This is a genomic window from Shinella sp. M27 (genome assembly GCF_049199905.1).
Taxonomy (GTDB): domain Bacteria; phylum Pseudomonadota; class Alphaproteobacteria; order Rhizobiales; family Rhizobiaceae; genus Shinella.
Genome location: NZ_JBLZPK010000014.1, coordinates 96,597 through 120,246 on the forward strand (window position 1 = coordinate 96,597; position 23,650 = coordinate 120,246).

19 protein-coding genes are annotated in these 23,650 nt (G+C 59.5%); 10 read left to right on the top strand and 9 right to left on the bottom strand.

The genetic code is table 11. The features are described 5' to 3' along the window. Positions 1-12: 12 nt before the first annotated feature. Both ACOZK4_RS05705 and ACOZK4_RS05710 read right to left on the bottom strand, forming a co-directional pair. Positions 13-1,290, bottom strand: coding sequence for an ABC transporter substrate-binding protein (locus ACOZK4_RS05705; RefSeq protein WP_421590941.1), 1,278 nt, complete (start codon positions 1,288-1,290; stop codon positions 13-15). A 202-nt stretch (positions 1,291-1,492) separates the two neighbouring features. Beyond that, the gene (locus ACOZK4_RS05710; protein WP_421590942.1) at positions 1,493-2,422 is read right to left on the bottom strand and encodes an AraC family transcriptional regulator; all 930 of its coding nucleotides are present in this window, start codon (positions 2,420-2,422) and stop codon (positions 1,493-1,495) included. A 495-nt stretch (positions 2,423-2,917) separates the two neighbouring features. Here ACOZK4_RS05710 and ACOZK4_RS05715 point away from each other — a divergent pair, with 495 nt between their 5' ends. The 3 genes from ACOZK4_RS05715 (at position 2,918) to ACOZK4_RS05725 (ending at position 10,565) form a co-directional block, all read left to right on the top strand. After that, the gene (locus tag ACOZK4_RS05715; protein ID WP_421590944.1) at positions 2,918-3,958 is read left to right on the top strand and encodes a hypothetical protein; all 1,041 of its coding nucleotides are present in this window, start codon (positions 2,918-2,920) and stop codon (positions 3,956-3,958) included. A gap of 5 nt (positions 3,959-3,963) precedes the next feature. After that, positions 3,964-5,046: a hypothetical protein gene (locus tag ACOZK4_RS05720; protein ID WP_421590946.1), complete on the top strand. Its 1,083-nt coding sequence runs from the start codon at positions 3,964-3,966 to the stop codon at positions 5,044-5,046. A gap of 299 nt (positions 5,047-5,345) precedes the next feature. Continuing rightward, positions 5,346-10,565 (top strand): hypothetical protein, encoded by a 5,220-nt coding sequence (locus ACOZK4_RS05725; RefSeq protein WP_421590947.1) that lies wholly within the window; start codon positions 5,346-5,348, stop codon positions 10,563-10,565. 244 nt (positions 10,566-10,809) lie between these two features. Here the strand turns inward: ACOZK4_RS05725 and ACOZK4_RS05730 are convergent, their stop codons facing one another. The 7 genes from ACOZK4_RS05730 to ACOZK4_RS05760 all read right to left on the bottom strand — a co-directional run bounded on the left by ACOZK4_RS05730 (position 10,810) and on the right by ACOZK4_RS05760 (position 17,702). Then, positions 10,810-11,442, bottom strand: a complete 633-nt coding sequence (locus ACOZK4_RS05730) for a tyrosine-type recombinase/integrase (protein WP_421590948.1) — start codon at positions 11,440-11,442, stop codon at positions 10,810-10,812. A gap of 348 nt (positions 11,443-11,790) precedes the next feature. Next, entirely contained in the window at positions 11,791-12,945 is a 1,155-nt protein-coding gene (locus ACOZK4_RS05735) for an aldo/keto reductase (RefSeq protein ID WP_421590949.1), read from the bottom strand. 47 nt (positions 12,946-12,992) lie between these two features. Further along, a complete protein-coding gene (locus ACOZK4_RS05740; protein WP_421590951.1) occupies positions 12,993-13,988 on the bottom strand; it encodes an alpha/beta hydrolase in 996 nt (331 codons plus the stop codon). A gap of 39 nt (positions 13,989-14,027) precedes the next feature. Beyond that, entirely contained in the window at positions 14,028-14,384 is a 357-nt protein-coding gene (locus ACOZK4_RS05745; RefSeq protein ID WP_421590952.1) for a hypothetical protein, read from the bottom strand. Between the two features lie 42 nt (positions 14,385-14,426). After that, a complete protein-coding gene (locus ACOZK4_RS05750) occupies positions 14,427-15,308 on the bottom strand; it encodes an FAD:protein FMN transferase (protein ID WP_421590954.1) in 882 nt (293 codons plus the stop codon). Positions 15,309-15,333: 25 nt separating this feature from the next. After that, positions 15,334-16,191, bottom strand: coding sequence for an aldo/keto reductase (locus ACOZK4_RS05755; RefSeq protein ID WP_421590956.1), 858 nt, complete (start codon positions 16,189-16,191; stop codon positions 15,334-15,336). A gap of 56 nt (positions 16,192-16,247) precedes the next feature. Then, positions 16,248-17,702, bottom strand: coding sequence for an MFS transporter (locus ACOZK4_RS05760; RefSeq protein ID WP_421590958.1), 1,455 nt, complete (start codon positions 17,700-17,702; stop codon positions 16,248-16,250). Positions 17,703-17,795: 93 nt separating this feature from the next. Between ACOZK4_RS05760 and ACOZK4_RS05765 the strand changes: the two genes are divergently transcribed. The 7 genes from ACOZK4_RS05765 to ACOZK4_RS05795 all read left to right on the top strand — a co-directional run bounded on the left by ACOZK4_RS05765 (position 17,796) and on the right by ACOZK4_RS05795 (position 23,270). Beyond that, the gene (locus tag ACOZK4_RS05765) at positions 17,796-18,689 is read left to right on the top strand and encodes a LysR family transcriptional regulator (RefSeq protein WP_421590960.1); all 894 of its coding nucleotides are present in this window, start codon (positions 17,796-17,798) and stop codon (positions 18,687-18,689) included. A gap of 121 nt (positions 18,690-18,810) precedes the next feature. Then, on the top strand, positions 18,811-19,896 hold the full coding sequence (locus ACOZK4_RS05770; RefSeq protein WP_421590962.1) for an alpha/beta hydrolase: 1,086 nt from the start codon (positions 18,811-18,813) through the stop codon (positions 19,894-19,896). Positions 19,897-19,958: 62 nt separating this feature from the next. Next, entirely contained in the window at positions 19,959-21,062 is a 1,104-nt protein-coding gene (locus tag ACOZK4_RS05775; protein ID WP_421590964.1) for an alpha/beta hydrolase, read from the top strand. A gap of 134 nt (positions 21,063-21,196) precedes the next feature. Next, on the top strand, positions 21,197-21,553 hold the full coding sequence (locus ACOZK4_RS05780) for a carboxymuconolactone decarboxylase family protein (protein ID WP_421591211.1): 357 nt from the start codon (positions 21,197-21,199) through the stop codon (positions 21,551-21,553). A 36-nt stretch (positions 21,554-21,589) separates the two neighbouring features. Beyond that, positions 21,590-22,060: a (R)-mandelonitrile lyase gene (locus tag ACOZK4_RS05785; RefSeq protein WP_421590966.1), complete on the top strand. Its 471-nt coding sequence runs from the start codon at positions 21,590-21,592 to the stop codon at positions 22,058-22,060. Between the two features lie 32 nt (positions 22,061-22,092). Further along, positions 22,093-22,566, top strand: a complete 474-nt coding sequence (locus ACOZK4_RS05790; RefSeq protein ID WP_421590967.1) for a cytochrome P460 family protein — start codon at positions 22,093-22,095, stop codon at positions 22,564-22,566. Next, positions 22,563-23,270, top strand: coding sequence for a DUF4405 domain-containing protein (locus ACOZK4_RS05795; protein WP_421590969.1), 708 nt, complete (start codon positions 22,563-22,565; stop codon positions 23,268-23,270). The genes ACOZK4_RS05790 and ACOZK4_RS05795 overlap by 4 nt, the downstream gene beginning before the upstream one ends. Positions 23,271-23,650 lie beyond the last annotated feature (380 nt).

The following is a 23,650-nucleotide window of genomic DNA, read 5'->3' on the forward strand; positions in this document are numbered from 1 at the left end:
CGGCTCAAAGGCTCACTGGCTGCGGGCGACGAGGTCCTTGGCGAAGCCTTCGAGTTCGGCGAGTCCATCCTTGATATCGGTGCGCGAACCGGTGATCAGCTCTTCCAGGATGATGCCCCAGCGGTCGCCGAGATCCGGCCAGAGGGCGCTCTGCCAGAAATTGACCGCGGTGACTTTGCCGGTTTCGGCCAAGGCCTGCCCGAGATCCGGACCGTAGAGCTTCGCAAAGGCCTCGCTCGCCATGATGCTCGTGCGGTTGAGTTCGCCGAACTGGTTAGCTTCCAGACGCCGCTGCTCGTTCTCCTTCGAGGTCGCCCAGGCGATGAAGAGGCCAGCGCAAGCCTTCGACGCGTCATCGGGGTTCGCCTTGGCGCCGATGGCAAGACCGTGACCGTAGCCGCCGCCCGTCAACGGCGTCGGAGGCGGCAGATAGCCGACCTTGCCGACGACCTGTGATGTCTTGGGATCGATCGCAAGACCGGCGAGCGGCGTCGATTCGATGAGGATGGCGACCTGTCCGGAGAGGAATGCGCCCGTCGATTCATCCCAGCTGCCGGTCTGCGTGCCGGGAGCGGAATATTTGAAGAGGTCGAGATAGGTTTCCGTCGCCTTGACGGCCGCCTCGCTGTTGAATTTCGGCGTATCGCCCTCGAACCACTCGCCGCCAAAACCCTTGAAGTAGGGCATCCAGCGCCAGACATTGGCGCCTGAGCCACGCTGGCCGCGCAGCGCGATGCCATAGACACCCTTGTCCGGCTGGTGCAGCTTCTGGACGGCGGCCTTCAGTTCGTCGAGCGTCGTCGGCGGCTTGATGCCTGCCGCCTCCAGCAGGTCCTTGCGATAAACCATCAGGTCGCCGCCACCCGTGACCGGCGCGAACCAGACCTTGCCGTCATAGGTCGCGACCTTCTGGCGGCCGGGATCGAAGTCGGCATAGTCGTATTCTGCGGGATAATAGTCGAGCAGCGGCGCGATCCAGCCGGAGGACGCAAAGAGCGCCACATTCGCCTCGTCGACATAATACACATTATATTTGCCGATAGTGGAGGCATCCGCCTTGGTCTTGGCGCGCCGATCATTCTCGTTGAGATAGTCGATTTCGAAGGATGCGCCGCCGGAGAGCTTTGCGAACTCGTCCTTCTGGTTTTCCAGCAGCGTCAGGCCGTCGCGCGGCTGGGCAAGAACGCGGATCGTGCCCGAGCACTCCGCGGCCAGCGCAATCGATGAGACGGAGCTGGCAAGAAGGCATGCGTAGGCAATGCTCGAAACGAGCGTCTTCACGGATGTCATGGATGAACCTCCCCTAAGGATCCGATGGTCGGCGTGGCACGACCTCCTCGTGACCAACGCCAATCTGTCAGCGAACATTTTCGCTGATGCTGATACTAGCGGAGAAGATTGGGGGAACTAGCGCGCCTGATGCAGCAATTCTGTACTTTAATGCGCCATGATATGCTGCACCGCAGAAAAACCGCGGAAATCTAGCAACGTTTCATCGACTTGAGGACTCATCGCGCATGGACCTCCGCTGCGGTGCCAGCCGTCGATAGGCGGATGGCGTCATGCGGTGCTGCCGAAGGAATGTGCGATTGAAATTGGAAATGTTCAGGTAGCCGACCTCGAAGCAGATGTCGGTGATCGGCATGTCGCTTTCCGCGAGCAGCTTGCAGGCCTGCCAGATACGCAGCTTGTTGACATGGTCAGTGAAGGTGTTGCCGGTGTTCTTCTTAAAGAAGCGCGAAAAGGCGCTTTCACCCATGCCGGCAAGTTCGGCGACATCGGAAAGACGGATGTCGGTCGAGAAATTGCGATAGATGAAGACAAGCGCGCGCTGGAGGACATCGAGCGCTTCGGCATCGAGTTTGGGCGAATACTCCGGCGAGGACAGGATCTCATATTCGGTGGAGCCGGCGAGGAGATCCAGCAATTGCAGGAAGAGCGCGAGGCGTGCCACTCCCTTCTGCATCCCCATGCGTTCGACGAGCTCCGCGCCTTTCACCAACGTCTCACCGCTAAACACCAGCCCGCGCAGGGCGCGGGCAAAAAAACCCTCGAGCTGCACAAATTCCGGCAGCAGCCGCATCGCTTCCCTGATGCGGTCGGGATGGAACTGGAGCACTATATCCCGCCCTTTTATGACCTCCCCAGGCGCGGTCATCGTCACCCAGTCATGCGGGAGATCGCTGCCGATGACGGTAAGATAGGTCGCGGAGAACGCGCCGATATAGTCGCCGACAAAAGCGACCCCTGCCCCCTGGCGGATCAGATGAATTTCAAATTCGGGGTGAAAATTCCAGACATTGCGCTCCCACGGATAGTCATCGAGCCTCCAGAGAAAACTCTCGTCGATGCCGGTAACGATGTGCTCGAAGGTCGGAGGGCTCGCGGCGAATGGAATTGATTTGGTGTCCTTGCCGGTCATCGGTTCGCGCATTGTGATGGGTCTGTCTTACTCCGGCGTGACTAGAACTTTAGGCACGGCAAATGACAAGCGATGGCACGGCGCTAACCCCGTGAAGCAGTCTGGCGGTGTAACGAATGAAGTCGCGCATTTCAGCGATAAGTGTCACACGCGGTCGATTTTGTGAAGTGACCGGCCGATATGGGGCCGGAAGCAGACTATCCGGTTCCAAGTGCGGGAATAAGCAAAGCTGCCAATGAGTCGAACGAATGCGCCAGTCTGCCGCCGCTGGCTAAGCTGTCGTTCGAAGGGGCGCGTCGTGCCATCGAAACCTGCCGTTCTTTCACAGGTAGCTCGGAGGACCGACCAACCATCATTGGGAGATTGCAGGCTGACCGGCTCGGGGCGGAAAATTGGCGAAACCAGACGTTTCGTTTCGCCTATCGGGTCGACCGCCTTTGCTAACATTGCTAACGTTCGCTGGGCGTCCAATCGGCAGATCGCTAGGATTCGCTAATGCCAAACAGCGTCCACCTCATTCCCCGCAACCGCCTCCGTTGGATTCCAAGCGACCTGAGGCTGGCCCACGAGTATTGCTTCTTCCTCCACGATGAGAGCGCCCGCCTTCTGGTGGAATATGAAGGGGCAGAGGCGCATGTCGTAAGCTTCAAGTTCCGCAACAAAGCGGAAGCGAAGGCATTCAACCAACACGCGGCTAGCGACGACCCTATCACAGCAATGCGCGCTGGCGGATACGAGGCCGAAGCGCGGACGGTTGTCTTGAATCAAATCACCATGGCGATGGTGTCGGACTGCCTGCACCATATCTACGAGGCGCTTCGCTGTCTCGAAAAACGCAAGATAGTTGTGGCACTTAACCTGCTGCGAAAGCCGCTCACCGACAACCTCCTCTATCTCTCGTGGTTGCTGGGAGACGAGGACGGGTTCTACCATACCTTCACCACCAACAGCCCCCGCGGGATCACGTCGAGTATATTGAAGGGCAAGAGGACCGAAATTCTGTCGAGCGCGCTTGCGATGACTGAGGTGGCTGATGTCCTCAATGCTGAGTTAATTGATAGGACGCTCTTCACGCAGGCGAATCAAACGGGCTTCCAGAAGCTGTTCCAGCACGCGGTCCATCTTGTCACTGTGCAGCGCGCGGAACTGGAAACCACGCCGGAAAACTTTAACTTCATCTTCAAACGTTATGACGACGACGATTTGTACGAACTGATCTACGACGTGCTGCCTCACGTCCTTCTCTACCTTTCGCATGTCATCTTTTGTCTGTTTGAGCGCATGGCCGCTCCCGATCATGGGAGCAAGAACGCCTTCCACGTACGATCCATACTCGGCCTGCATCTGGTGGAGGGCGAGGAGAACGAGGCCTATGCGATTGAGCGCTTGGCTGACCTTAAATGCGTTGAATGCCCTGATTGCCACTCGGCATTGAAGATAACGCCGCATAACGCGGCACGACTTGTCCTCACCGAATCCTATCGGTGTGCAGGTTGCCGACGTTCCCAGCCTTTTCCGTTCTCGTGGATATTCTGAGCACCATGAGTATCGAGCGGCATAGCCGGGCGCGGCAGATAGAGCTTGGTCAGTCACTGAAGGGCCGAAGAAAGATTTATCTCGATATGCGCTTTTGGATCATCGCGCGAGATACGGCGCTTGGCGTTCGCACGGAGCCGGTAGCCCGCAAACTGCTCCACCATCTTCGCCGTGGTGTTGCGAGCGGCGGTCTGGTCTGTCCGATCAGCGCTAGCGTGTTTCTCGAATTGATGAAGCAGCCTTACAGTCCCGGTCGCCGGATCGGCACCGCGCAGCTCATCGACGAGCTTAGCCTTGGCATCAGCATGATCCCGTCGCGGATCGTAATGGATACCGAGATTCATTCATTCCTGCTGCACGCTAAAGGGGGGGCCGAGCTTTATCCCATGCAGGAACTGATATGGACCAAGGTCGCTTACGTCCTTGGAGACACGTACCCTTCGCTAGCCGAGCATTCCCCCGCAGAGGAGTTGGCCGTTCAGAAATCGTTCTTCGATTTTCTGTGGGACCGTTCGCTCAGCGATATGGTGAAAACGATGGGCGACAACATGCCGCCATCCGATGGCTTTGCCAAACTGACTCGAGAAACTAATGAGAAGAACGCGGAGTACAGGGATGAGCTTCGCAGCTTCGCCCAAACCTACGACACCGAATTGAGAGGAGCTATCGAGGTCGCAGGCGATGTAGCCGCTGATGTTATCCATCGGCTTGCCGAAAAGGAGGCCGGCCACGAGTTATCAGCCACACCGGAAGAACGCGCGAACTCAGTCAATATGTGCCGCAACTTGCTCTACCACACGTTCAAGAGGCCGCAGACCAAAGACATGTTACGGTGCCTCCATATCGGTGCGTCCATCCACGCCGCCATGCGTTGGGACAAGGACCGCAAGTTCAAGCCCAACGACAACTATGACTTCGAGCACGCTACTGCCGCGCTGGGCTATTGCGATGCGTTCCTGACCGAGGGTCCGCTCCACAACCTGGTAACGCGTCCGCAGGTGAATTTGGAAGCGGTCAACGGCTGCCGCGTATTCTCAGATGTCGAAGCGGCAAATGACTATGTTCGGCAACTCTCCTCCGCAAGTTGAACGGGGCTGTCCGGAACTCCGCAACTCCTCGCATCGGCGCTGCCGTGAGAAGGTAGATCCTGAAACAAAAGGATAAGATCCGGTCGTCTCGTCGGGCGGCGTGTCGGTGAAGAAGAGATCGTCTCCAAGCCATCAACGTCAAGGAAAGGCTCGATCAGCGGGAACGGGCCGCCATTGGACTTGCGCACTAATTGAAAGCAGAGGCGCGAATGAAGGGAAAGTCCTAGCTGCGTATGGTTTCGTCCTAAAGCCCGAAGTTTTTCAGTGCGGAGATGGCCGCCATCTCCTATATCTAAGCAATGGCGTCAGCATCGAAGCCTAGCAAAAGAGGCAAGGTCGCGACCACCCGCTCAACGGCGGGTCCCGGTTTTGCGTTTGAAGACCTTGTCGCCGCCGACCTCCTGGTCAGGTTCGTTCTGGATGTGCCGATTCCTGGCATAGAGGTTTCGGGCCAGGAAATATTGTCGCAAGCCAGCGCTTTGGGTTGGGCAATCGACGATCTTGTCTGTGTTGGATCGGGTCCGGACGGAAAAGCTTGCCATCTTGCGCTCTCCTGCAAAAGCAACGTGCAAGTGACAGCCTCGGGATGGCCCAAGGATTTCATCGAGGCGGCATGGACGCTATGGCGTGCCCAATCGCCCATAAATCGCTCGACCGACCACATCGGGCTCGTGACGCGCGGACGTAATCCGGCGTTCGACACGATCTGGTTCGATCTCAAGACATGGTGTGACGATCCGAACCCGGCGCTGGCCATGGGGCGGATCAATGCCAGCCAGAAGCACCGCAAAATCTTCGATTCGGTGCATGGACCGGGAGAAGAGAATGGGTCGCCACTGAATGAGGCCGATACGCTAGCACTGATCGCCAGACTTCATCTCTACCCAGTTGATTTCCAGTTGAACCCCTCATCCAACGTGGAGCAGGCCAAACAGCGATGCCGGACGGCTCTGGTTTCTGACACTCAGACGGAGGCGGACGCGTTGTGGGATGCGCTGGTCCAGACGGCCGAGAGCGCCCGCCTGGGAAGCGGCTTTGTTCGGCTACCACGATTGCTGGGCGACCTTTCCAACCGTTTCGGTTTGAAAGCTCACCCCAGCATATCGGCGTCCTGGCGCTCGCTCCAAAATCTGTCGAGCGATCAGCGCGACACCATCGAAGTCGCGCTTCCCAACGGGCATGTCGTTGATCGACGGCGCGAGGCTGCGGAACTTTTGCAACGGCTGGGCACATCAAGAGCCTGCATTGTCATAGGCGAATCCGGCGTCGGCAAATCGGCTTTGGTGGCCCGTCTTCTCGATCAGGAGTTCGCCGATGCGACCCAGATTTGGCTTGGACCAGATATTCTGCGGGCCGCCCTGAGCGCGGCGGGTCGTTCGGCGATCGGACTGGACCAGGAGCTTGGCACTGTCCTCGACAGAAGCCCCGGCGACGACAAGATCCTCGTCCTCGATTCTCTCGAACGTCTCGAAGGAGCCAGCCTCGGCAAGCTTGCAGCCTTGCTATCGCTTCTCGCCGCGAATAGTGCTTGGCGTTTCGTCCTTATTACGCAGTCGGGATTTGAAGATCAGCTTCGCAAAGCTGCTTCTCTTGCGGACGCGTCCGTTCAGGTTGTGCCGGTCCTATCAGCCGCCGCGATCCGGGCTGGGCTGCGCAGCGCTCCGCAACTCGCCTGGATTGCCAATGATCCGGCCATCCTGCCGCTCTTTGCCAATCTTAAGACGCTTGGCTGGGTGGTCACCGCCGAATCCTCGTTTCGCGAGGACGCCACCGACGCTCCGACCTCGACCGCCGAAATCGCCGATCGGCTGTGGGCGCGCTGGACGAGCGGTGTCGCCACAAGGCAGCTCCAGCGGCTCCTGATCCAACTGGCGATACGCGACGCAGCGTTCGAACGAAGCTTCGCGATCAGCGAGCTTGAGGCGGGTGATCTTGCCGCCTTCGATCAGCGGTCCAATGAACTGCCCCTTCATATCAATGCGCGCAATCGCGTGGAATTTGGTCATGACCTTGCCTCGGACTGGGCACGCTACCAACGCTTGAAGGAAATTACCCACGATGTGTGGAAATGGGCTGTGCTGGCACCTCAGCCTCTCTGGATTCCGGCGTTGCGCTTGCTGGGTCAGTTTATGCTGTCCCAGCCTGACCAGGCTCGTGACGGATGGGACCGCGCGTTCGAACAAGTAACTGCAGGAGGCCATGTCGAGGCGAGCGATATTCTTCTCGATGCATTGTGCCTTGATGCCCGCCTCGATCGCCACCTTGAAGACCGGCTCGAGCTGCTATTTGCTAATGATGGGGCATTGTTGAAGCGACTTATGCACCGGTTCCTGCACGTCGCGACTGTCCCTAGCATGCCCAGCCACATCGCGGTGGAAAGCGGCCTGCGGATCTATCTTGAAGCCGACATGCGCTTCCCGCTCCTTGAGCGCTGGGGACCGATGGGCCGCTTCTTGCGCGCTCATGCCCAGCGTGTCGGAGCGCTCGGCGCGCCGATTGTGGCGCGCGTCTGCAAGACTTGGCTTGGATCTTTACCCACGATGCTGGGCGATCAGTCAATGCCGCTCCGGGACGTCATGGCCACTGTCGCGCTGGAGACGGCGCGTACCGAGCAGATCAGCAGCACGGCACGCCACTTTCATGGAGGCGGCGATGACAGCAAACTCATATACCTCACCGCACTGCTTGGCGCGCCTGACTTGCCGGATGATGTCGCTGCCTTCGCGCTCGAAATGGCCCACCGTCGTCCAATGGTGGAGGCAGCGCAGGCGCGGGTCGACAGCATGCGCGCCGCGGATCGCGCCGAGCGTTTGGCTCGGGAGAAGGCAAACCCGCCGCGACGGCGTGCATCACCGTCGACCTTCATATCAGGCCGGCGGGAATTGCCGCCTTGGCCGCTTGGTCCCGGTGCGCGATTGATTGATACCTTTCGCAATGCAGTGCTTCACGCCAATGGCCTGGTGCCGCTAATGAAGACCGACACGGCGGTCGCAACAGAAGTGCTGCTCGCTTGCTTGATCGAGGATCAGCCGCATACGGAATATGGCCAGTCGCTCCGTATCGATGAGGCGTATGGGCTGGAGTATGATAGTGCCAGCTACCCAACCGCCTTTTGGAAGAGTCCGTTTTTTCCATATCTGACCGCGCAGCCTGAGGCAGCGTTGGCAGCGCTCAAGCAGCTCCTCGACTTCGTCGTGGCCCGCTGGTTTTCAGAGGCGCCTGAGGATGCCGAGATGCCAGTACTTACAGTTCCAATATCGGCGTCGGTTGTTCGCATATTTCCCGGCACCCGGTCGCATTTCGGGTGGTCGCAACAAAATTCGAACCACAGCGGGCAGCTCTTCAGCGCGCTCGATGCGCTTGAGCGGTGGCTGGTCCTCAAGATGGATGCCGGCGAGGATATCAGCCCGTGGTGCGAACGGCTGCTCGAGATGGAAGGATCGACTGCGATTGTCGGCGTACTCGTGAATGCAGGCAAGCATCAGCCAAATCTTTTCCGAGGGGCATTGCGGCCGTTGATCGGCCTGGAGGATCTGTATTGGTGGGATCACGGACGGGTCAAAAATGTCGGTTTCAACTTCGACACATTCTCCTGGTTCCGGAATGGTGACGCGATGTTCAACATGGCGCGGGACTGGGTCTTGGCACCGCACCGGAAGATGGATCTGCGAACGGTGATCGGAGATCTAGCGGTTCAGGACGCGGAATTCGCGGCGGACCTGGGTTCACGCACGGCTGCGTGGCCCGCTCCCGACAATGATAAGGAGCGGCTCGAACAGCGTATCTTACTGAGCGAATTCGATCCGGCCAAACGCAAACAGGTTTTAGATGAGACGACCGGCGACCTGGTGTCGCGGGTCATCTATCCAGACGACTTGAAAGCCGAACTGATGGCCTATCAGGTTGAGGCCGATGCAAAACTGCAGCCGCTCACCCTGCCGTACCAGTGTCGCGAGATACTGGCACAAACCGACGCGCTGGCGGAAGCCGACTGCGACTATCTGGCTGGCCTTTTGCCAGAGCAGATCGATGCTCCGGTGGTCCCTGAAGAAGAATCGCGAACCATGATCGCCGCCGCGGCTGCGACGTTGGTGGCCCGTGGCGGTGAGTGGCTCGAAACACATGGGCCCGCGAAGGAACGTGCGCTCAATCTCATCAGCCAAATTATCGCGACCGCCGACTGTGAGCAGCGGGATCGTTTCTCCGGCGACGAAGCGCTGAGCTTTGCGGCTATAGGTGCGTTGAGCGCAGCGCTGGGAACAGATGAGCCCGCCGACTGGGATGCGGCGCTCGTTCAAATCCTGTCGAGCCGAGACCGCAGTGCGATCAAGACGCTGATGGGGACAGCCTCCCGACATCGGAAGGAGTTGGGACCGGCCTGGTACCGGCTGAACTTCGTACTGTTGCTTGTCGCTGCACTCGATCGTCTAATGCCGCGATACGACGAAGATGATCGGACAGCGATCTGGCAGCGTTGGCTAGGTCGGTTGCGATTGCAGCCAATTTTTGGGACTGATGCCATGATTGGTGACGTCGATCCCGCAAATATCGCTCGGCGTGCAGAACGCTTGCTGGAGCGGCGACGCGCACGCCTAAATCCTCATCGACCTGCCCGCCTCGCTGGCAAGTCGCGACGGTTTGCCGGATTAAGCAGCCATATTCTCGAGATCGGATATGCGTGGCTGCTCGACCCTGAGGATGACGGCTCGCTCACGCTTGATCCGGAGAATCATCTGCTACTCGAAAATCTGTGGGCCTTTGAGGCGTGGCGCATGGAGGGTGAACGCAGTAGTGACGCCGACGATGATGACGATGGCGACGAATATGATCTGCCCAGTGGTCTCGGATATGCGATCCTACGTGTAGCGCCCAGGTTCGTGATGAGCCGAGCCTCAGAAGATGCAAAGCCTCTGTGGCAGGCGATCCTAGCGGTCGGGCCGAATGGATATCATGCGACTGAGCATTTCGCGGCTGGCTGGTTCCTGCTTCCTTTCAAACCGCAGGATGCCGATCGCTTCATGGCGATCTGGAAAGCCATGCTCGATACAGCCTTCGCTGCGAACTGGTCATCAGGGCGCCGGTGGTATCGCGGTCGTCAGATGATCGTAAAGCTCATGGGGCTCAATTCCCACGCAGCGCTTAGCCAAGCGAATGAGATCCGCGCGCGCCTTCCCGAGCTCGTCGATTATTATCGGCGTTGGGCTGAAAGCGACTTGGCCCGTGATGAAGACGATCTCGGGACATTCTGCCACTTTCTTACGACCGAAGCGGGACGGCATATGCGCCTTGAAGGCGTTTGCTGGGTCCGCGACGCTATGAACACGTCCGATCGTTTCTATCGAACGGGCACTGCCAACACGGTCGCCGAGCTGGTGGATTGCGTCCTCGCCCAAAACGGCGACGATCTGCTGAGGCTGCAGTCGGTGCGTGACGCTGTCATCGACATCGTGGCCAGGTTAGTGGTGGCCGAGGTGCCAACTGCTATGGGACTCCAGGCGAGACTGGCTGCCCTTAAATGATTTAGTCGCACTCCTAAACACATGTCAAAATAGCAGCGGAAGAAACTTCAAAGCGATCGCTTGAGTGACGGACCGTCCTAATCGGGCATCGGCAATTCGAACTTGCCATCCCGTTTATGTCCGCTTTCGGGCCCGTCAATCAGGTCGCCGCATGACTGGGATGAAGGCGCAAAGCAGATTGAATCCTTGTGAAGAATCTCCGGGGAAAGGGGGTAGCCCCACAACCTGCAGGGCCACCCCCCTCTCAGATTTCAGTCCGCTCGGCCAGTTCTAGTGCGTCCTCAATGTCGACGCCCAGATATCTGACTGTATTCTCAATCTTTGTATGGCCAAGCAGGATCTGGATCGCTCGAAGGTTGCCGGTGGCCTTGTAGATCATCGCAGCCTTCGTTCGCCGCAGGGAATGCGTACCGTAATCCTCCCGACGAAGCCCGATCGCCGTCACCCACTCATCGACCAGCCGGGCGTATTGCCGAGTGCTGAGATGATCAGCGTGGTTGACTCGACTGGGAAAGGCATAGTCATCGACTGTTCCTCCCCGTCGTTGAAGCCAGGCAAGCAGACTAGCTCTTACCTCGGTCGTAATTTCGAACTGCACGGGTCGTCCGGTCTTTTGCTGAACCACCATCGCGCGGGTTCGAATTTCGTGGCCCGTGACGAGAGTCCCGATTTTCAGTTTTACCAGATCGCAGCCACGGAGCTTGCTGTCGATGGCGAGATCGAAAAGCGCCCGATCTCTCATCCTTCCCTCACGGTCGAGGAAGAAGCGGACTGCCCAGATCTGGCGCTGCTTCAGGGGCTTCTTGACGCCAACTTGCTTGCCTGCGTTCCAGGCCGGTCGACCCAGTGCGGCAGGATCATATTGTGAGATACCCATGTCAGTTCTCCTATGGCCACAATTGGCCAAAGGAGGAACGCGAAGCTCTAGGGTACAAGCAGGGGCCGGAAGGAGACTGTCCGATGTTGGGATGGCGAACGGAGAGAGTGGACATCGATGGGACGGATGCTCGACCCTAAGCGGCCATTGCGACGAGATGTGCGTCACGCCGCAGCATCGCGGCTTAGAAGGCAATTTGACCAGCTCCGCCAACGCACACTTGATGGGCGGCGCGCGGTGGAGTGCATAGTCGCCGTGAACAATGACGTCAGAAACACGAAGGGCGCTAGCCAGAGGTGAAATCGAGCGCCCTTCCATGCCGGGGTCGGCCAGCCGTCCTGTCAGGGGTCAGGATTTCTTAGGGGACTCGACATCCGAGAACGCCTGGACGGCGGCGGGAAGTCTTTCTCCCTTGATCTCGATGGCGGCGACTGCCGCGTTCAATTCGGCGATTTCGGGAGATGAGAAGCTGATCGTGGGCGCGCCGATGTTCTCGATCATGTGTGCCATTTGGGTGGTTCCGGGGATCGGGACGATGAATGGCTTCTGGGCAAGCAGCCATGCCAGGGCGATCTGACCAAGACGAGCCTGCTTGCGTTCGGCCCAGACCTTCAGCAGTTCCACCAGCGCCAGATTGTTTGGTAGGTTCTCCGGTGCAAAGCGACCCTCAATGCCGCGGATGTCGCCCTCGGCGAACCGCGTACGCGCATCGATCGCCCCGTTCAGCAAGCCAACGCCGAGCGGGCTCCAGGGAACGAAGCCAATGCCAAGCTCCTCGCAGACCGGAATTGCTCCAGTTTCCGGGCCACGCCACAGCATCGAATATTCGCTTTGGACGGCTGTGATCGGCAGCACGGCATGCGCACGGCGAAGCGTTTGCAAGCCCATTTCGGACAGGCCCCAATGAAGGACCTTACCCTCGTCCATCAGGTCCTTGACCGCGCCCGCAACATCTTCGATCGGAACCTGCGGATCGACGCGGTGCTGATAGAGCAGATCGATACGGTCGGTGCGCAGACGCTTGAGCATGCCCTCGACCACCAGTTTGATATGCTCAGGGCGGCTATTGAGGCCAGGCTTGCGCTCACCAGTCTCAAGATCGATGTTCCAGCCGAACTTGGTGGCGATGACGATCTGGTCGCGGAACGGCTCGACGCCCTCACCAAGGATGCGTTCGACCTCATGCGGGCCGTAGGCTTCCGCAGCATCGTAGAAGGTCAGGCCGTTGTCGAAGGCGGCGCGGATGATGTTGTGCATCTCGGCGCGCGTTGGGATCGTCTGCTGGTAAGTACGGCTCATGTTCTGGACGCCGAGGCCGACACTGGAGACCTCCAGCGTGCCAAGCTTACGCCTTCCGATCGCAGATGTGGAAGCCTCTGCGGGCGCTGCAGGCTGCGTGGCTGTCTGTGCGCTTGCTACATCGACGGTTGCCGCAGCAGCCAAACCTCCAGCAGCGAGCAACAAGCCGCGCCGATTTAGCTCAGGTCCATGTTTCATGGTCATATCCGTTTTCCTTTCGTTGGTGGTGAGTGTATCGGAGTGTCCAGCGGTCAGAGCGACCGTTCCCAGAAGCGCGTGGCCTCGGTGATCCAGCCTTCGGCGCTGGTGCCTGCTCCCGTCCCGAAACCATGGCCGACTGACGGAAATTCTCTGTATTCGACGGTGGTACCGAGCCGCTTCAGTTCGGCGATCCGGCTTGTCATGGAAGCGGGCGGAGCGATCCCGTCTTGTGATCCCACGACCGCAAAGGTTGGCGGTTCGCTGTCGGAATGGTCCGAATGTGCGGTATAGGCCATGATAACCGCCGCTGGTTTGGGTAGGGCATCCCCTCCGAATGCGGCGACCCCGCGCGATCCGATGAACGCCGCCATCCGTGCGCCGGCCGAGCTGCCCCAGACGGAATAGCCCTCGGTCGCGACATCAAGGGTCCTGCTGTTCCTGAAAACATAGGAAATGGCCGCCGCAAGGTCCTGCGTTGCGACCCTGCCGCCCTGGCCGACACGGTATTTCAGGACGAAGACGTTATAGCCCTGTCGGTTGATCTCGACCGCAAAAGGGAACCCCTCGTGGACGGAGCCGACATAGGCGAAGCCACCGCCCGGGGAGACGATCGCGAAGGGCGCGCCAGGCCGACCGCGGAAGTAGAATAGACCCGTGTCCTCTTTGCTCGGGTCTGCACGTTTATCGGCCTCGGTATAGATATCGTAAAACACCTGTTGGCCCGCTGCGACATCCTCGATCATCCGGTTCAATCCGCCAAGCACCGTCCCGGTGTCGACTGCACTGTGATACGGAAGAAGCCCACCGATTTCGCTCAATATCATCGTCTCGTCATAGGAACGATCGTCCCACGGCAGGACGCGATCGGCGTATCCCGAGAATGCCGGATGGCGCAGGATGTCTCCGACCGTACTCGTCGCAGATAGGTGCCGCCGCTCCGTGCTTTCTGCGCGTTCGGACTGCGGCATCGTGGTTTCGGTCCGTCCAGCAACGGGATCGAACAGGAATGGCAACGAAGCCAAAAGAACTGTCTTGAGGCTGTTCAACGATGCGCTCCCTTCATCGGACGACTGCTTTCATGTCGATCATCCGCGTGCAGCCTGCGCCCTGATCTTCCGGATGGCATCATTGAAACCCTTGGGCGTGCTGCTCGACCCGGCAAGCTTGCCGACCCTGACCTGATCGATGCGCTTGCCAACCACGACCTTCGGCACGGCGGCTGCAAATGCGCGCTGCAGTTCGAGGGAGCGGGGGACATAGGCATGCGGGGTGACGCTCACGGCAGTCACAATGCCGTCCTTCAGCGTTGCCTTGACCGTGATATGCGATGGCTGGCCGCCGTATTCTCCGGTCGCTGTGTAGACGCCATCCACAAATCTGGCGGACCTTGTGCTTTGTGCTTCCGCAGCTCCGGCAAGCGTGAATGTCAGGGCACTGGCCATCAGTAGGTTTCTCGTCTGGTGTTGCATCGTGTTTCCCTTGTTTCAGGTGAAGATTTCGCCGTCGAAATTGTCCGAGACCTCGACGCGCCCGTCGGCCAACATGCGCAGATAAGAGAAGTCGAAGGTTGCCATCAGACGCGAGGAGGAGCCGAAGAAGAGCGCAGTCGCGAGTCCGTCGGCGGTTGCCGTGTCTGCCGCGATCGCCCAGGTGGCGATGACCTCAGTCGTTGGTCGCCCGGTTCGGCCGTCGAGCACATGGTGGAGGCCGTCACCCCAAGTCCTGCGATTGGATGCCGAGGCGCAGAGGGAGCCGTTGATCAGGTTTGCGACCCCGATCACCATCTGCGGATCAAGCGGATGTTCGAGACCGACATCGAGCGCGGTATCGCCGCGATGGAGGATATCGCCGCTGCCATCGACGACGAAGTCTCTGAAACCTTCCGCCGCAAGCAGATCGGAGATCAGATCGACCACTCTGCCTTTGCCGACAGCTCCGACATCGATGACCAGCGGCCTTTGCGTCGTGATCGAATTGACCTCGCGCTGCACGTCTCTGCTCCAGATCGGCCGTTGCGCCTCCGTGGCCGCGATAGCCTCGTCGTCAGGAACCAGCATGTAGTCGCGGTCATATCCGAGAAGCTCCAGGTCGCGGCCGACGAGCGGATCGACCGCCCCGGCTGTCGCGTCATGAAGGCGGTCGTAGAGGTCGAACATCGGGGCTGCATCAGCCGGAAAGCTGAACCTTCCGCCTTCGGCAGCATTTGCGATCCGCGTCACGATGGAATCATGGCGGAACCGCGAATAGATGCTGTCGAAGCGTTCAACCAGATCAAGGATATGCGCCCTGGTCTCCGCTACGAGCGGCGCAGGCGTGTCGATCTCCCAGGACATACCTATGGCATCGAACTTAAAACTGGAAGCCAACACGCCGCCACCTTGTGCCATCAGCTCAAAGCTTTCGCGTGCCGAGCCACTTCACCATGGCCGGATCGCGATGGTCGAAGAAGCTGCTGGATTTCTGGTCGAGTGAGGCGATCGCTGCAACGTCGTCCTGATCCAGCGCGAAGTCGAAGACCGAGAAGTTCTCGGCCATGCGCTCCTTGCGCACAGACTTCGGGATAGCAACAATGTTGCGCTGGAGCAGCCAGCGAAGTACGACCTGCGCAACGCTTTTGCCATGCCTCTTGCCGATCGACTGCAAGAGGTTGTTGGTGAACAAGCCGTTCTTGCCCTCCGCGAATGGACCCCATGCTTCCGCCTGGACATTGTACTCCTCCAGTACCTTCTGAGCGTCGTCCTGCTGGTGGAACGGATGGATTTCGATCTGGTTGACCGCAGGGGCGACCTCGTTGTGAAGCACGAAGTCAGTCAGTCGGTCGGGATAGAAATTGCTGACGCCGAGCGCACGAATACGCCCGGCCTTGTAAAGCTCTTCCATCGCACGCCACGCACCATAGACATCGCCGTAGGGCTGGTGGATGAGCCAGAGGTCCAGATAGTCGAGCTGCAGCTTGTTCAAGGAACGTTCGAAAGCAGCCTTCGCGCCCTCGTAGGTCGCGTCTTCGATCCAGAGCTTGGTGGTGACGAACAACTCGCTTCGATCGATGCCGTGGTTGCGGATCGCGGTGCCGACCGCCTCTTCGTTGCCATAAGACGTCGCAGTATCGAGGAGACGATAGCCGACGTCGATCGCGTCGCGGACGCTGCGCTCGCATTCGGCGGGATCGGGTACTTGAAACACGCCGAAGCCAAGGATCGGCATCTCGATCCCATTGTTCAGGGTGACGGTGGGGATTTTGCTTGTCATGTCAGTTTCCTTTCAATGATGCAGGAGCACGGTGGCACGCCGCCCTTGTCGCGTGGTCATGCCGTCGTTGATGTGGTGTCCGGGCGGTAGCCAGGACGCGCCATGAACAGGACGGCGAGGATCAGGGTCAGGGCAATGAAAGCCGACCCGGTTTCCATCGCCACGCTTGCGCGTCTGGCCAGAAGCTCGGTGCCCTGCAGGCCTTGCGATCCGAGTGCCGCAGCGGCAACGAGCATACCGAGACCGAGCGAACTGCCAAGCTGATGGGCCACATTGACGACACCCGACGCTGCTCCCGCCCGCTCCGACGGCACACGCACGATCCCGGAGGCCGTCAGCGGTCCGAGTGCGCCACCTTGGCCGGCTCCGATCAACATCATCGGGATGACGAGCGCGGCAAGCGATGCCTGCTGCATGGCGAAGCTGAGCCAGATCATGCCGATCAGGCCCGTCACGACGCTGGTAACCAGGACTTTGCCCGCGCCGTATCGTCCGATCAGACGTGGTGCCGACATGGCGACGATGAAGTTGACCACCGTCGTCGGAAGAAAGGCGATGCCCGCTTCCGAGGAGCTCAGACCGACGACGCTCTGAAGGAACTGAGCGACGAAGAAGTAAAATCCGACATTCGCACCGAGGAACAAGGCGCGCGCCCCGTATGCTGCCGACCGTTCTCGGTCAGCGAAGAGGGATAGCGGCATGATCGGTTGGCTCGCACGCGATTCCACGAACGCAAACAGGATCAGCATGACGATGCCAAAAGCAACGCAAGCCTCGGTCACCCCGTCGGACCATTCGGTCGAGGCGGATCGGATGACGCCGTAGACGAGTGCGACAATACCCAGCGTCGAGATGATCGCACCCGCGATATCGAAGGTGCCGGGGGTTCTCTCCGTTTCACGCACGTAGCGTTTGGCGGCCACCATCATCGTAATGCCGACGGGCAGGTTGATGAAGAACCCGACGCGCCAGGATAGCCAGTCGGCAAGAAGTCCACCGATCACCAGGCCGAACGCGGCGGACACGCCTGCCGCTGCAGCATAGTAGGACACAGCGCGCGTGCGCTCATGTCCCGGCTCAAAATTGGTCTGCAGGAGAGCGAGCGTCGAAGGGGCGAGGATAGCAGAACCGAGACCCTGCAGGGATCGCGCGGCAATCATGACCGCGGGTGTCTGCGACACGCCGATGACCAGCGAGGCAAGCGAGAAGATCGTCAAGCCGACAAGAAACATCCGGCGTCGCCCGAAGATATCGCCCGCCCGCGCACCGAGCAGCAGGCAGCCACCGAAGGTCAGCGTGTAGGCGGTGGAGACCCAAGCGAGGCCCGCATCGCTGAAGCCCAGTTCGGCATGAATCCTTGGCAGCCCCGTCAGCACGATGGAGATGTCGAGGACGATCATCACGTAGCTGATCAGGATGATCGCGAGGATGGCCGTCTTGTTCGGGGGAGTTGCATCAGGGCCGATTGGCATTTCCGTGTTCCGTTCAGTGTAGACCCCTCCGTCCTCCACGGCGATGTCTGTTTCTATAAATGCAACATATCGCTTGCCGACCCTTTGGATTAGGGGCAGTAATCGGGATGAAGCTATAAGGATGCCTAATGAATGCCACAGGAGAACTTCAACGATCTGGTCGCCTTCGTGATGGTGGCGCGCGAAGAGAGCTTCACGAAAGCGGCGGTCAAACTGGGCGTGTCGCAATCGGCGCTTAGCCAGACCGTTCGAGGTCTTGAAGAAAGGTTAGGGCTTCGACTGCTCACCAGAACAACGCGCCGTGTATCTCCCACAGCGGCTGGCGAACGCCTCTTGAGGACGGCCGGACCGAGGTTCGAGGAAATCCAGGCGGAACTGTCGGCCCTAGCCGAAATGCGGGACAAGCCCGCGGGAACCGTTCGTATTACGTCAGGCGAGCACGCCGCAATTTCCGTCCTCGCACCCGCGCTCGAAAAATTCCTTCCAGACAATCCGGACGTAAACATCGAGATCACTGTGGACTATGGGCTCACGGATATCGTGGCCGAGCGCTATGACGCAGGCGTGCGACTTGGCGAGCAACTGGCCAAGGACATGATTGCTATTCGCATCGGTCCGGAAATGCGCATGGCTGTCGTTGGGGCACCCTCCTATTTCCGACAGAACCCGTGGCCCGAAGTGCCCCAGGACCTGACAGGACACAACTGCATTCAGATCAGGATGCCCACCCACGGCAACATCCTCTCGTGGGAGTTCGAAAAGGACGGACACGAGCTCAAGGTGAGGGTGGAAGGGCAACTGGTGTTCAACAACATCGCGATGCGCCTCGACGCTGTGAGAAGAGGACTTGGCCTGGCCTACATGCCAGAGGATCAGGTGGCGGACCTGATTGCCAGTGGCGAGGTGGTGCGGGTGCTAGAAGACTGGTGCGAGCCATTCCCAGGATATCATCTCTACTACCCGAACCGCAGACACACCTCTCCCGCATTCGCCTTGGTCGTAGAAGCCCTTCGCTATCGCGGATAACGCGCTAATCAACCGTTTGTGATTAATAAGAGAGGCTAATGGCTTCAATCGGAAATGGGCAGCTAATCATCTGAGTGATGTCCGCATACCCTTCTCTCAACGTCACCATTGTGAGATCGATATGCCCCGCACACTCGCTAAAACCCTATCCGTCCTCGCTTTCTCAAGCGCCCTCGCGATCACCAGTGTGGCGTTTGCCCAGTCCGCTTCCAAGCCTGAACCGCTCGTCATCCAGGATCAGGGCAGCTTTGCGGTGGGCGGTACGGTCTCGCAGACCGCGGGCACCTACAACAACAATGCCCCGACTCCTGAGGGACAGTCGCTTCACGGCGACCATGCCTACGTGTTCTACCAGGTTCCGCAGGACCCCAAGCCTCTGCCGATCATCATGCTGCACGGAGCATTCCAGTCCGGCCGTAGTTGGGAGACCACACCGGATGGCCGTGAAGGTTTCCAGAGCATCTTCCTACGCAAGGGTTTCTCCACCTACATCGTCGACCAGCCGCGTCGTGGCCGCGCGGGCAACAGCACCGTGGCGACGACGATTGAGCCGACACCCTATGACCAGTTGTTCTTCGACCAGTTCCGGCTCGGAAAATGGCCCGACTACTTTGAGAACGTCCAGTTCGATCGTAGCCCCGCAGCCCTTGACCAGTTCTTTCGTTCGGTCACCCCGAACACCGGGCCCTTCGATGCAACCGTGATCTCGGACGCCATGTCAGCCCTGTTCGAGAAGACCGGACCGGGCATCCTGTTCACCCATTCGCAAGCAGGTGGACCCGGCTGGCTGACGGCGATCAAGAATCCGAACGTCAAGGGCATCGTCGCGCTTGAGCCCGGTAGCGGCTTCATCTTTCCGGAAGGCGAAGTGCCAGCCGACATGCCGAGCGCTGCCGGCACGCTCAAGGGTGAAGCGGTTCCCGTCGCCGATTTCGAGAAACTGACCAAGCTGCCGATCGTCATCTACTACGGCGACAATTTCCCGATCGAGCCGACGACAGAGCGCGGCCAGGACAACTGGCGGGTTCGTCTCGCTATGGCGAAGCTCTGGGTCGACACCGTCAACAAGCACGGCGGCGACGCGACGCTGGTTCACCTGCCGGAGATCGGCATCAAGGGCGGAACCCACTTCCTGATGTCGGACCTGAACAATGTCGAAATCGCTGACGTCGTCTCCAAATTCTTGAACGATAAAAAGCTCGACTGATCTATTGGCGCGCTCGTGCGACCAGCCACTGCGCGCTTCCCGAACTGAGAAGGAGCCAGACCATGGCTAATGAAATCATCAACACAAGAAGACGCGAGTTCCTTGGAGCCTCCGCGCTCGTCGTTTCCGGTGCACTCCTGGGAGTGTCAAAAATGACGAACAAAGCAGTCGCCGCCGACTACAAGCAGAATCCGTTCACGCTCGTCTATGACGGTGCGATCACCGCGAACGAGCCGGGCAAGGTGAACATCCACCCCGTGAGATATAAGCTGAACGGCCTCGATATCGTCGCCAATGTCTATACCCCGGCTGGGTATGATCCGGCCAAGTCCTATCCGACCATCGTGCTGGCACACCCGAATGGTGGCGTGAAGGAGCAGACGACGGGCCTCTATGCCCAGCGCCTCGCAGAGCAAGGCTTCATCACTATCACTGCCGACGCCGCCTATCAGGGCGGAAGCGGCGGCGAGCCGCGCAGCATCGACAAGCCGCAGTTCCGCATTGAGGACATCCATGGAATGGCTGACTTCATCAGCCGCTTCCCCGGTGTCGATACGGCGCGTCTTGGCCTGTTCGGCATTTGCGGCGGCGGTGGGTACTCGCTGTCGGCCGCCAAGACGGACAAGCGATTCAAGGCCGTGGCGACGCTCAGCATGTTCAACTCCGGGCGCGTCCGCCGCAACGGCTTCCAGGATAGCCAGATGGACACGATCCAGCAGCGCCTGCAGCAGGCATCTGCGGCCCGTGCTCAGGAAGCGGCCGGTGGCGAGGTTCTATACTCGGGAGACGCGAACCTGACGGACGCGCAGATCGCCGCCTTGCCGTTCGATCTCTATCGCGAAGGTTATGAGTACTACTGGCGCACCCACGCCCATCCGGGCTCCACCTTTAAGTACACGACGAGCAGCCTGATGGACTTGATGCGCTGGGACGCGACAGACGAGATCGCGCTGATCGACGGGCCGTTGCTGATGATCGCGGGCAGCGCTGCCGACACCCTCTACATGACCGAGGATGCATTCTCCAAGGCCATCGGAACCACGGACAAGGAACTCTTCAAGATCGAGGGCGCCAAGCACATCGAGACCTACTGGGTCCCCGAATATGTCGATGCGGCCCTGTCCAGGTTGAAGCCGTTCTTTGACCGTCACCTCGCCTCCGCATGAGGTGCATCCCAGGCAAGCGCCCCTGCGCCGTCGTTCCGCCTTCGGTACAACCGAAGGCTCGAAATATGAAGGAAACGAACTTGAAAAAGCTTATGTCGGGAATTTTTGCCGCAGCCATCGTCATGGCAGCCGGAATGGAGGCCAGCATGGCACAGGAACCAGCCTCGAATCTTGATTCCGCCCGCTCGCGGACCCAGCAACTGATGGGCGATATCGCACCGAAGCTGGCGGAACTGACGGATGACGTCCTCTACGCCGACATCTGGGAGCGGCCGCAGCTTTCCCAGCGCGACCGAAGCCTGGTGACGGTATCGGCCTTGATCGCTCTCAACCGTCCGGACCAGCTCCGCTCGCATCTCGTGCGCGCCAAGGCCAATGGCCTGACGGAAGAGCAGCTTGTCGAGACCATCACCCATATGGCGTTTTATTCCGGCTGGCCGAGCGCCGTGTCGGCAGTGGCAATCGCCAAGGAAGTCTTCGCCGAAAAATAAACAGCCAACGAAGGCTTCCACGATGACAGGTGCACGATGAACATGAAGACCGTATTGACCGTAGCCTTATCCCTGGGCGCATCCGCCGCGTCTGCCGAACCCGACGAGGCTGTGTCGGTGACACGGGTCGGGACCAACCCGTCGACGGTGGGTCCATCAAGCAATTTTACGGGAGCTGTCCGGGTCGATTCCCGTTTCTCCGCAACCGCGCCCGCCACAGTGGGTGGAGGGACCGTAACCTTCGAGCCCGGCGCACGCACCGCCTGGCACACGCACCCTCTTGGCCAGACGCTGATCGTCACGGCAGGTGTCGGTCTCGTCCAGCATTGGGACGGCGAGGTCCAGGAAATCCGCCCGGGCGACATCGCGTGGATTCCGCCGGGCGTGAAGCACTGGCACGGCGCGACCGCGACCACAGGCATGTCCCATATCGCCATTTCCGAGACGCTCGACGGCAAATCGGTCGAATGGATGGAACACGTCACCGACGAGCAATACACGCGGTGACGTTTCGTACCGCGCTGACCAGAGGAGTTTGGATGAAGAAGATCATTGGCAGTATTGGCGGCGCGACGCTTGCTGGACTGACGGTCCTGCTCGTCGGCATGCAGGTCCACGCGGAGCCGACGCGCGCGACGATGCCCGACATCGCAAAGCTTGTTCACTACACGACGGTAACGCGCGGCGAAGTCACCGAGCACATCATGACGACACGCGAGGCGATCGAGGCCGTCAAGCGCGGTGACCCGATCCCGAACGGCACGCAGGTTGCGCTCGTCGACTACCGCGACGGTAAAGTCTTCCGGTATTTTATCATGGAGAAGGGCGAGAACTGGGGACAGGACTACGACGAAAATCGCCGCACTGCTGACTGGCAGTTCCAGTGGTTCAAGCCGGATGGCACGATCAACGAAGCCGAAAACACTGCCCGTTGCCAGAGCTGTCACATGTCCCGCGCGGATCGTGACTTTCTCTACACCTTCAACGAAATGCGGCGGTTCGAATTCGAATGAACGTCTTCCGTATCCGCCTGCTACTGGACTTCCTGGCCGTCGCGCTCGTCATCGCCTGCCTCGGATATTGGTGGCTCGACAATCTCTCCCACGAGCTGTTCGGCACGGCCCTGTTGGTTCTCGTGATCGTGCACAACGTCTTCAACAGGCGTTGGTACGGCAGCGTGACGAAGCGCAAGGTTGATGCCACCCGCATCGTCAACCTCGTCACCATCTTTTGCCTCGCTATCGGCATGACGGTCATGATGGTGACGAGCTTGCTGGTCTCCCGTGACCTCTTCCCGTTCACCGCCCTCAGCGGGGCCTTCGCCGTTAGGGAAATCCATATGTTCGCCGGATACTGGGTTTTGCTGATCATCGCTATCCATCTGGGAACACGCTGGACTGTCGTGATGAACACGATCCAGTCAACCTTGCGTCTTGCTTCGCCAAGTAGCTTACCCACCATGGTTCTTAGGGCCATGGCCTTGGCCATTGCGATCTGGGGTGTGAAAAGCTCGTTCGAGATGGCTTTCGGGACCAAGCTGATGCTGACCTATTCGCTGGATATGTGGGACTTCAGCGAGAACACGCTTGGCTTTTTCATAGGATACGCGTCGATTGTTGGCCTATACGCCGTCATCACGCACTACGCGCTCGGTTTTCTCGGCAGCGCCATAAAAGGATGGCGGGAGGACGACCAGCGTCGCGGAAGAGCGCCATGACTGCTTTTGACGCACAGGCAATATGACGCCTTCATGGATTCATGTCCGCTTTTTGGGCACCGTAGGCGGTGGCCCCTACGTCCGAAATGAAGGCGCGTGGCGGACCGACCGGAATCGCCACCATCCCAGCCATTCGCATGTTGCAGAGAGTATCCTGAAACCGGGCATTTTCCGGGAGCGTCTTATAAAAGCGGCCAGCCTTACCAGTAACCGTTCGCCTTGTCGGCTGCTGCCACGAACTAAGATGTGGCCCCGTGCCTGACCAGGCACGACCACGCGTTGACGCTCGTGAGCAAGAAATAGGCCCTTGCTGTAAACATGGCGCCGATCACGGACAGGCCGACGATCACGGCCATTATCCATCTGTGCCACAGGACTCG

Excerpts from the sequence above, each read along its gene's own strand:
- ACOZK4_RS05745 (WP_421590952.1), bottom strand. The coding sequence starts at position 14,384 with ATGGCCAGTGCCCTGACATTCACGCTTGCCGGAGCTGCGGAAGCACAA.
- ACOZK4_RS05725 (WP_421590947.1), top strand. The coding sequence starts at position 5,346 with ATGGCGTCAGCATCGAAGCCTAGCAAAAGAGGCAAGGTCGCGACCACC.
- ACOZK4_RS05720 (WP_421590946.1), top strand. The coding sequence starts at position 3,964 with ATGAGTATCGAGCGGCATAGCCGGGCGCGGCAGATAGAGCTTGGTCAG.
- ACOZK4_RS05780 (WP_421591211.1), top strand. The coding sequence starts at position 21,197 with ATGGAGGCCAGCATGGCACAGGAACCAGCCTCGAATCTTGATTCCGCC.
- ACOZK4_RS05765 (WP_421590960.1), top strand. The coding sequence starts at position 17,796 with ATGCCACAGGAGAACTTCAACGATCTGGTCGCCTTCGTGATGGTGGCG.
- ACOZK4_RS05785 (WP_421590966.1), top strand. The coding sequence starts at position 21,590 with ATGAACATGAAGACCGTATTGACCGTAGCCTTATCCCTGGGCGCATCC.
- ACOZK4_RS05790 (WP_421590967.1), top strand. The coding sequence starts at position 22,093 with ATGAAGAAGATCATTGGCAGTATTGGCGGCGCGACGCTTGCTGGACTG.
- ACOZK4_RS05755 (WP_421590956.1), bottom strand. The coding sequence starts at position 16,191 with ATGACAAGCAAAATCCCCACCGTCACCCTGAACAATGGGATCGAGATG.
- ACOZK4_RS05795 (WP_421590969.1), top strand. The coding sequence starts at position 22,563 with ATGAACGTCTTCCGTATCCGCCTGCTACTGGACTTCCTGGCCGTCGCG.
- ACOZK4_RS05735 (WP_421590949.1), bottom strand. The coding sequence starts at position 12,945 with ATGACCATGAAACATGGACCTGAGCTAAATCGGCGCGGCTTGTTGCTC.
- ACOZK4_RS05705 (WP_421590941.1), bottom strand. The coding sequence starts at position 1,290 with ATGACATCCGTGAAGACGCTCGTTTCGAGCATTGCCTACGCATGCCTT.
- ACOZK4_RS05715 (WP_421590944.1), top strand. The coding sequence starts at position 2,918 with ATGCCAAACAGCGTCCACCTCATTCCCCGCAACCGCCTCCGTTGGATT.
- ACOZK4_RS05710 (WP_421590942.1), bottom strand. The coding sequence starts at position 2,422 with ATGACCGGCAAGGACACCAAATCAATTCCATTCGCCGCGAGCCCTCCG.
- ACOZK4_RS05730 (WP_421590948.1), bottom strand. The coding sequence starts at position 11,442 with ATGGGTATCTCACAATATGATCCTGCCGCACTGGGTCGACCGGCCTGG.
- ACOZK4_RS05770 (WP_421590962.1), top strand. The coding sequence starts at position 18,811 with ATGCCCCGCACACTCGCTAAAACCCTATCCGTCCTCGCTTTCTCAAGC.
- ACOZK4_RS05775 (WP_421590964.1), top strand. The coding sequence starts at position 19,959 with ATGGCTAATGAAATCATCAACACAAGAAGACGCGAGTTCCTTGGAGCC.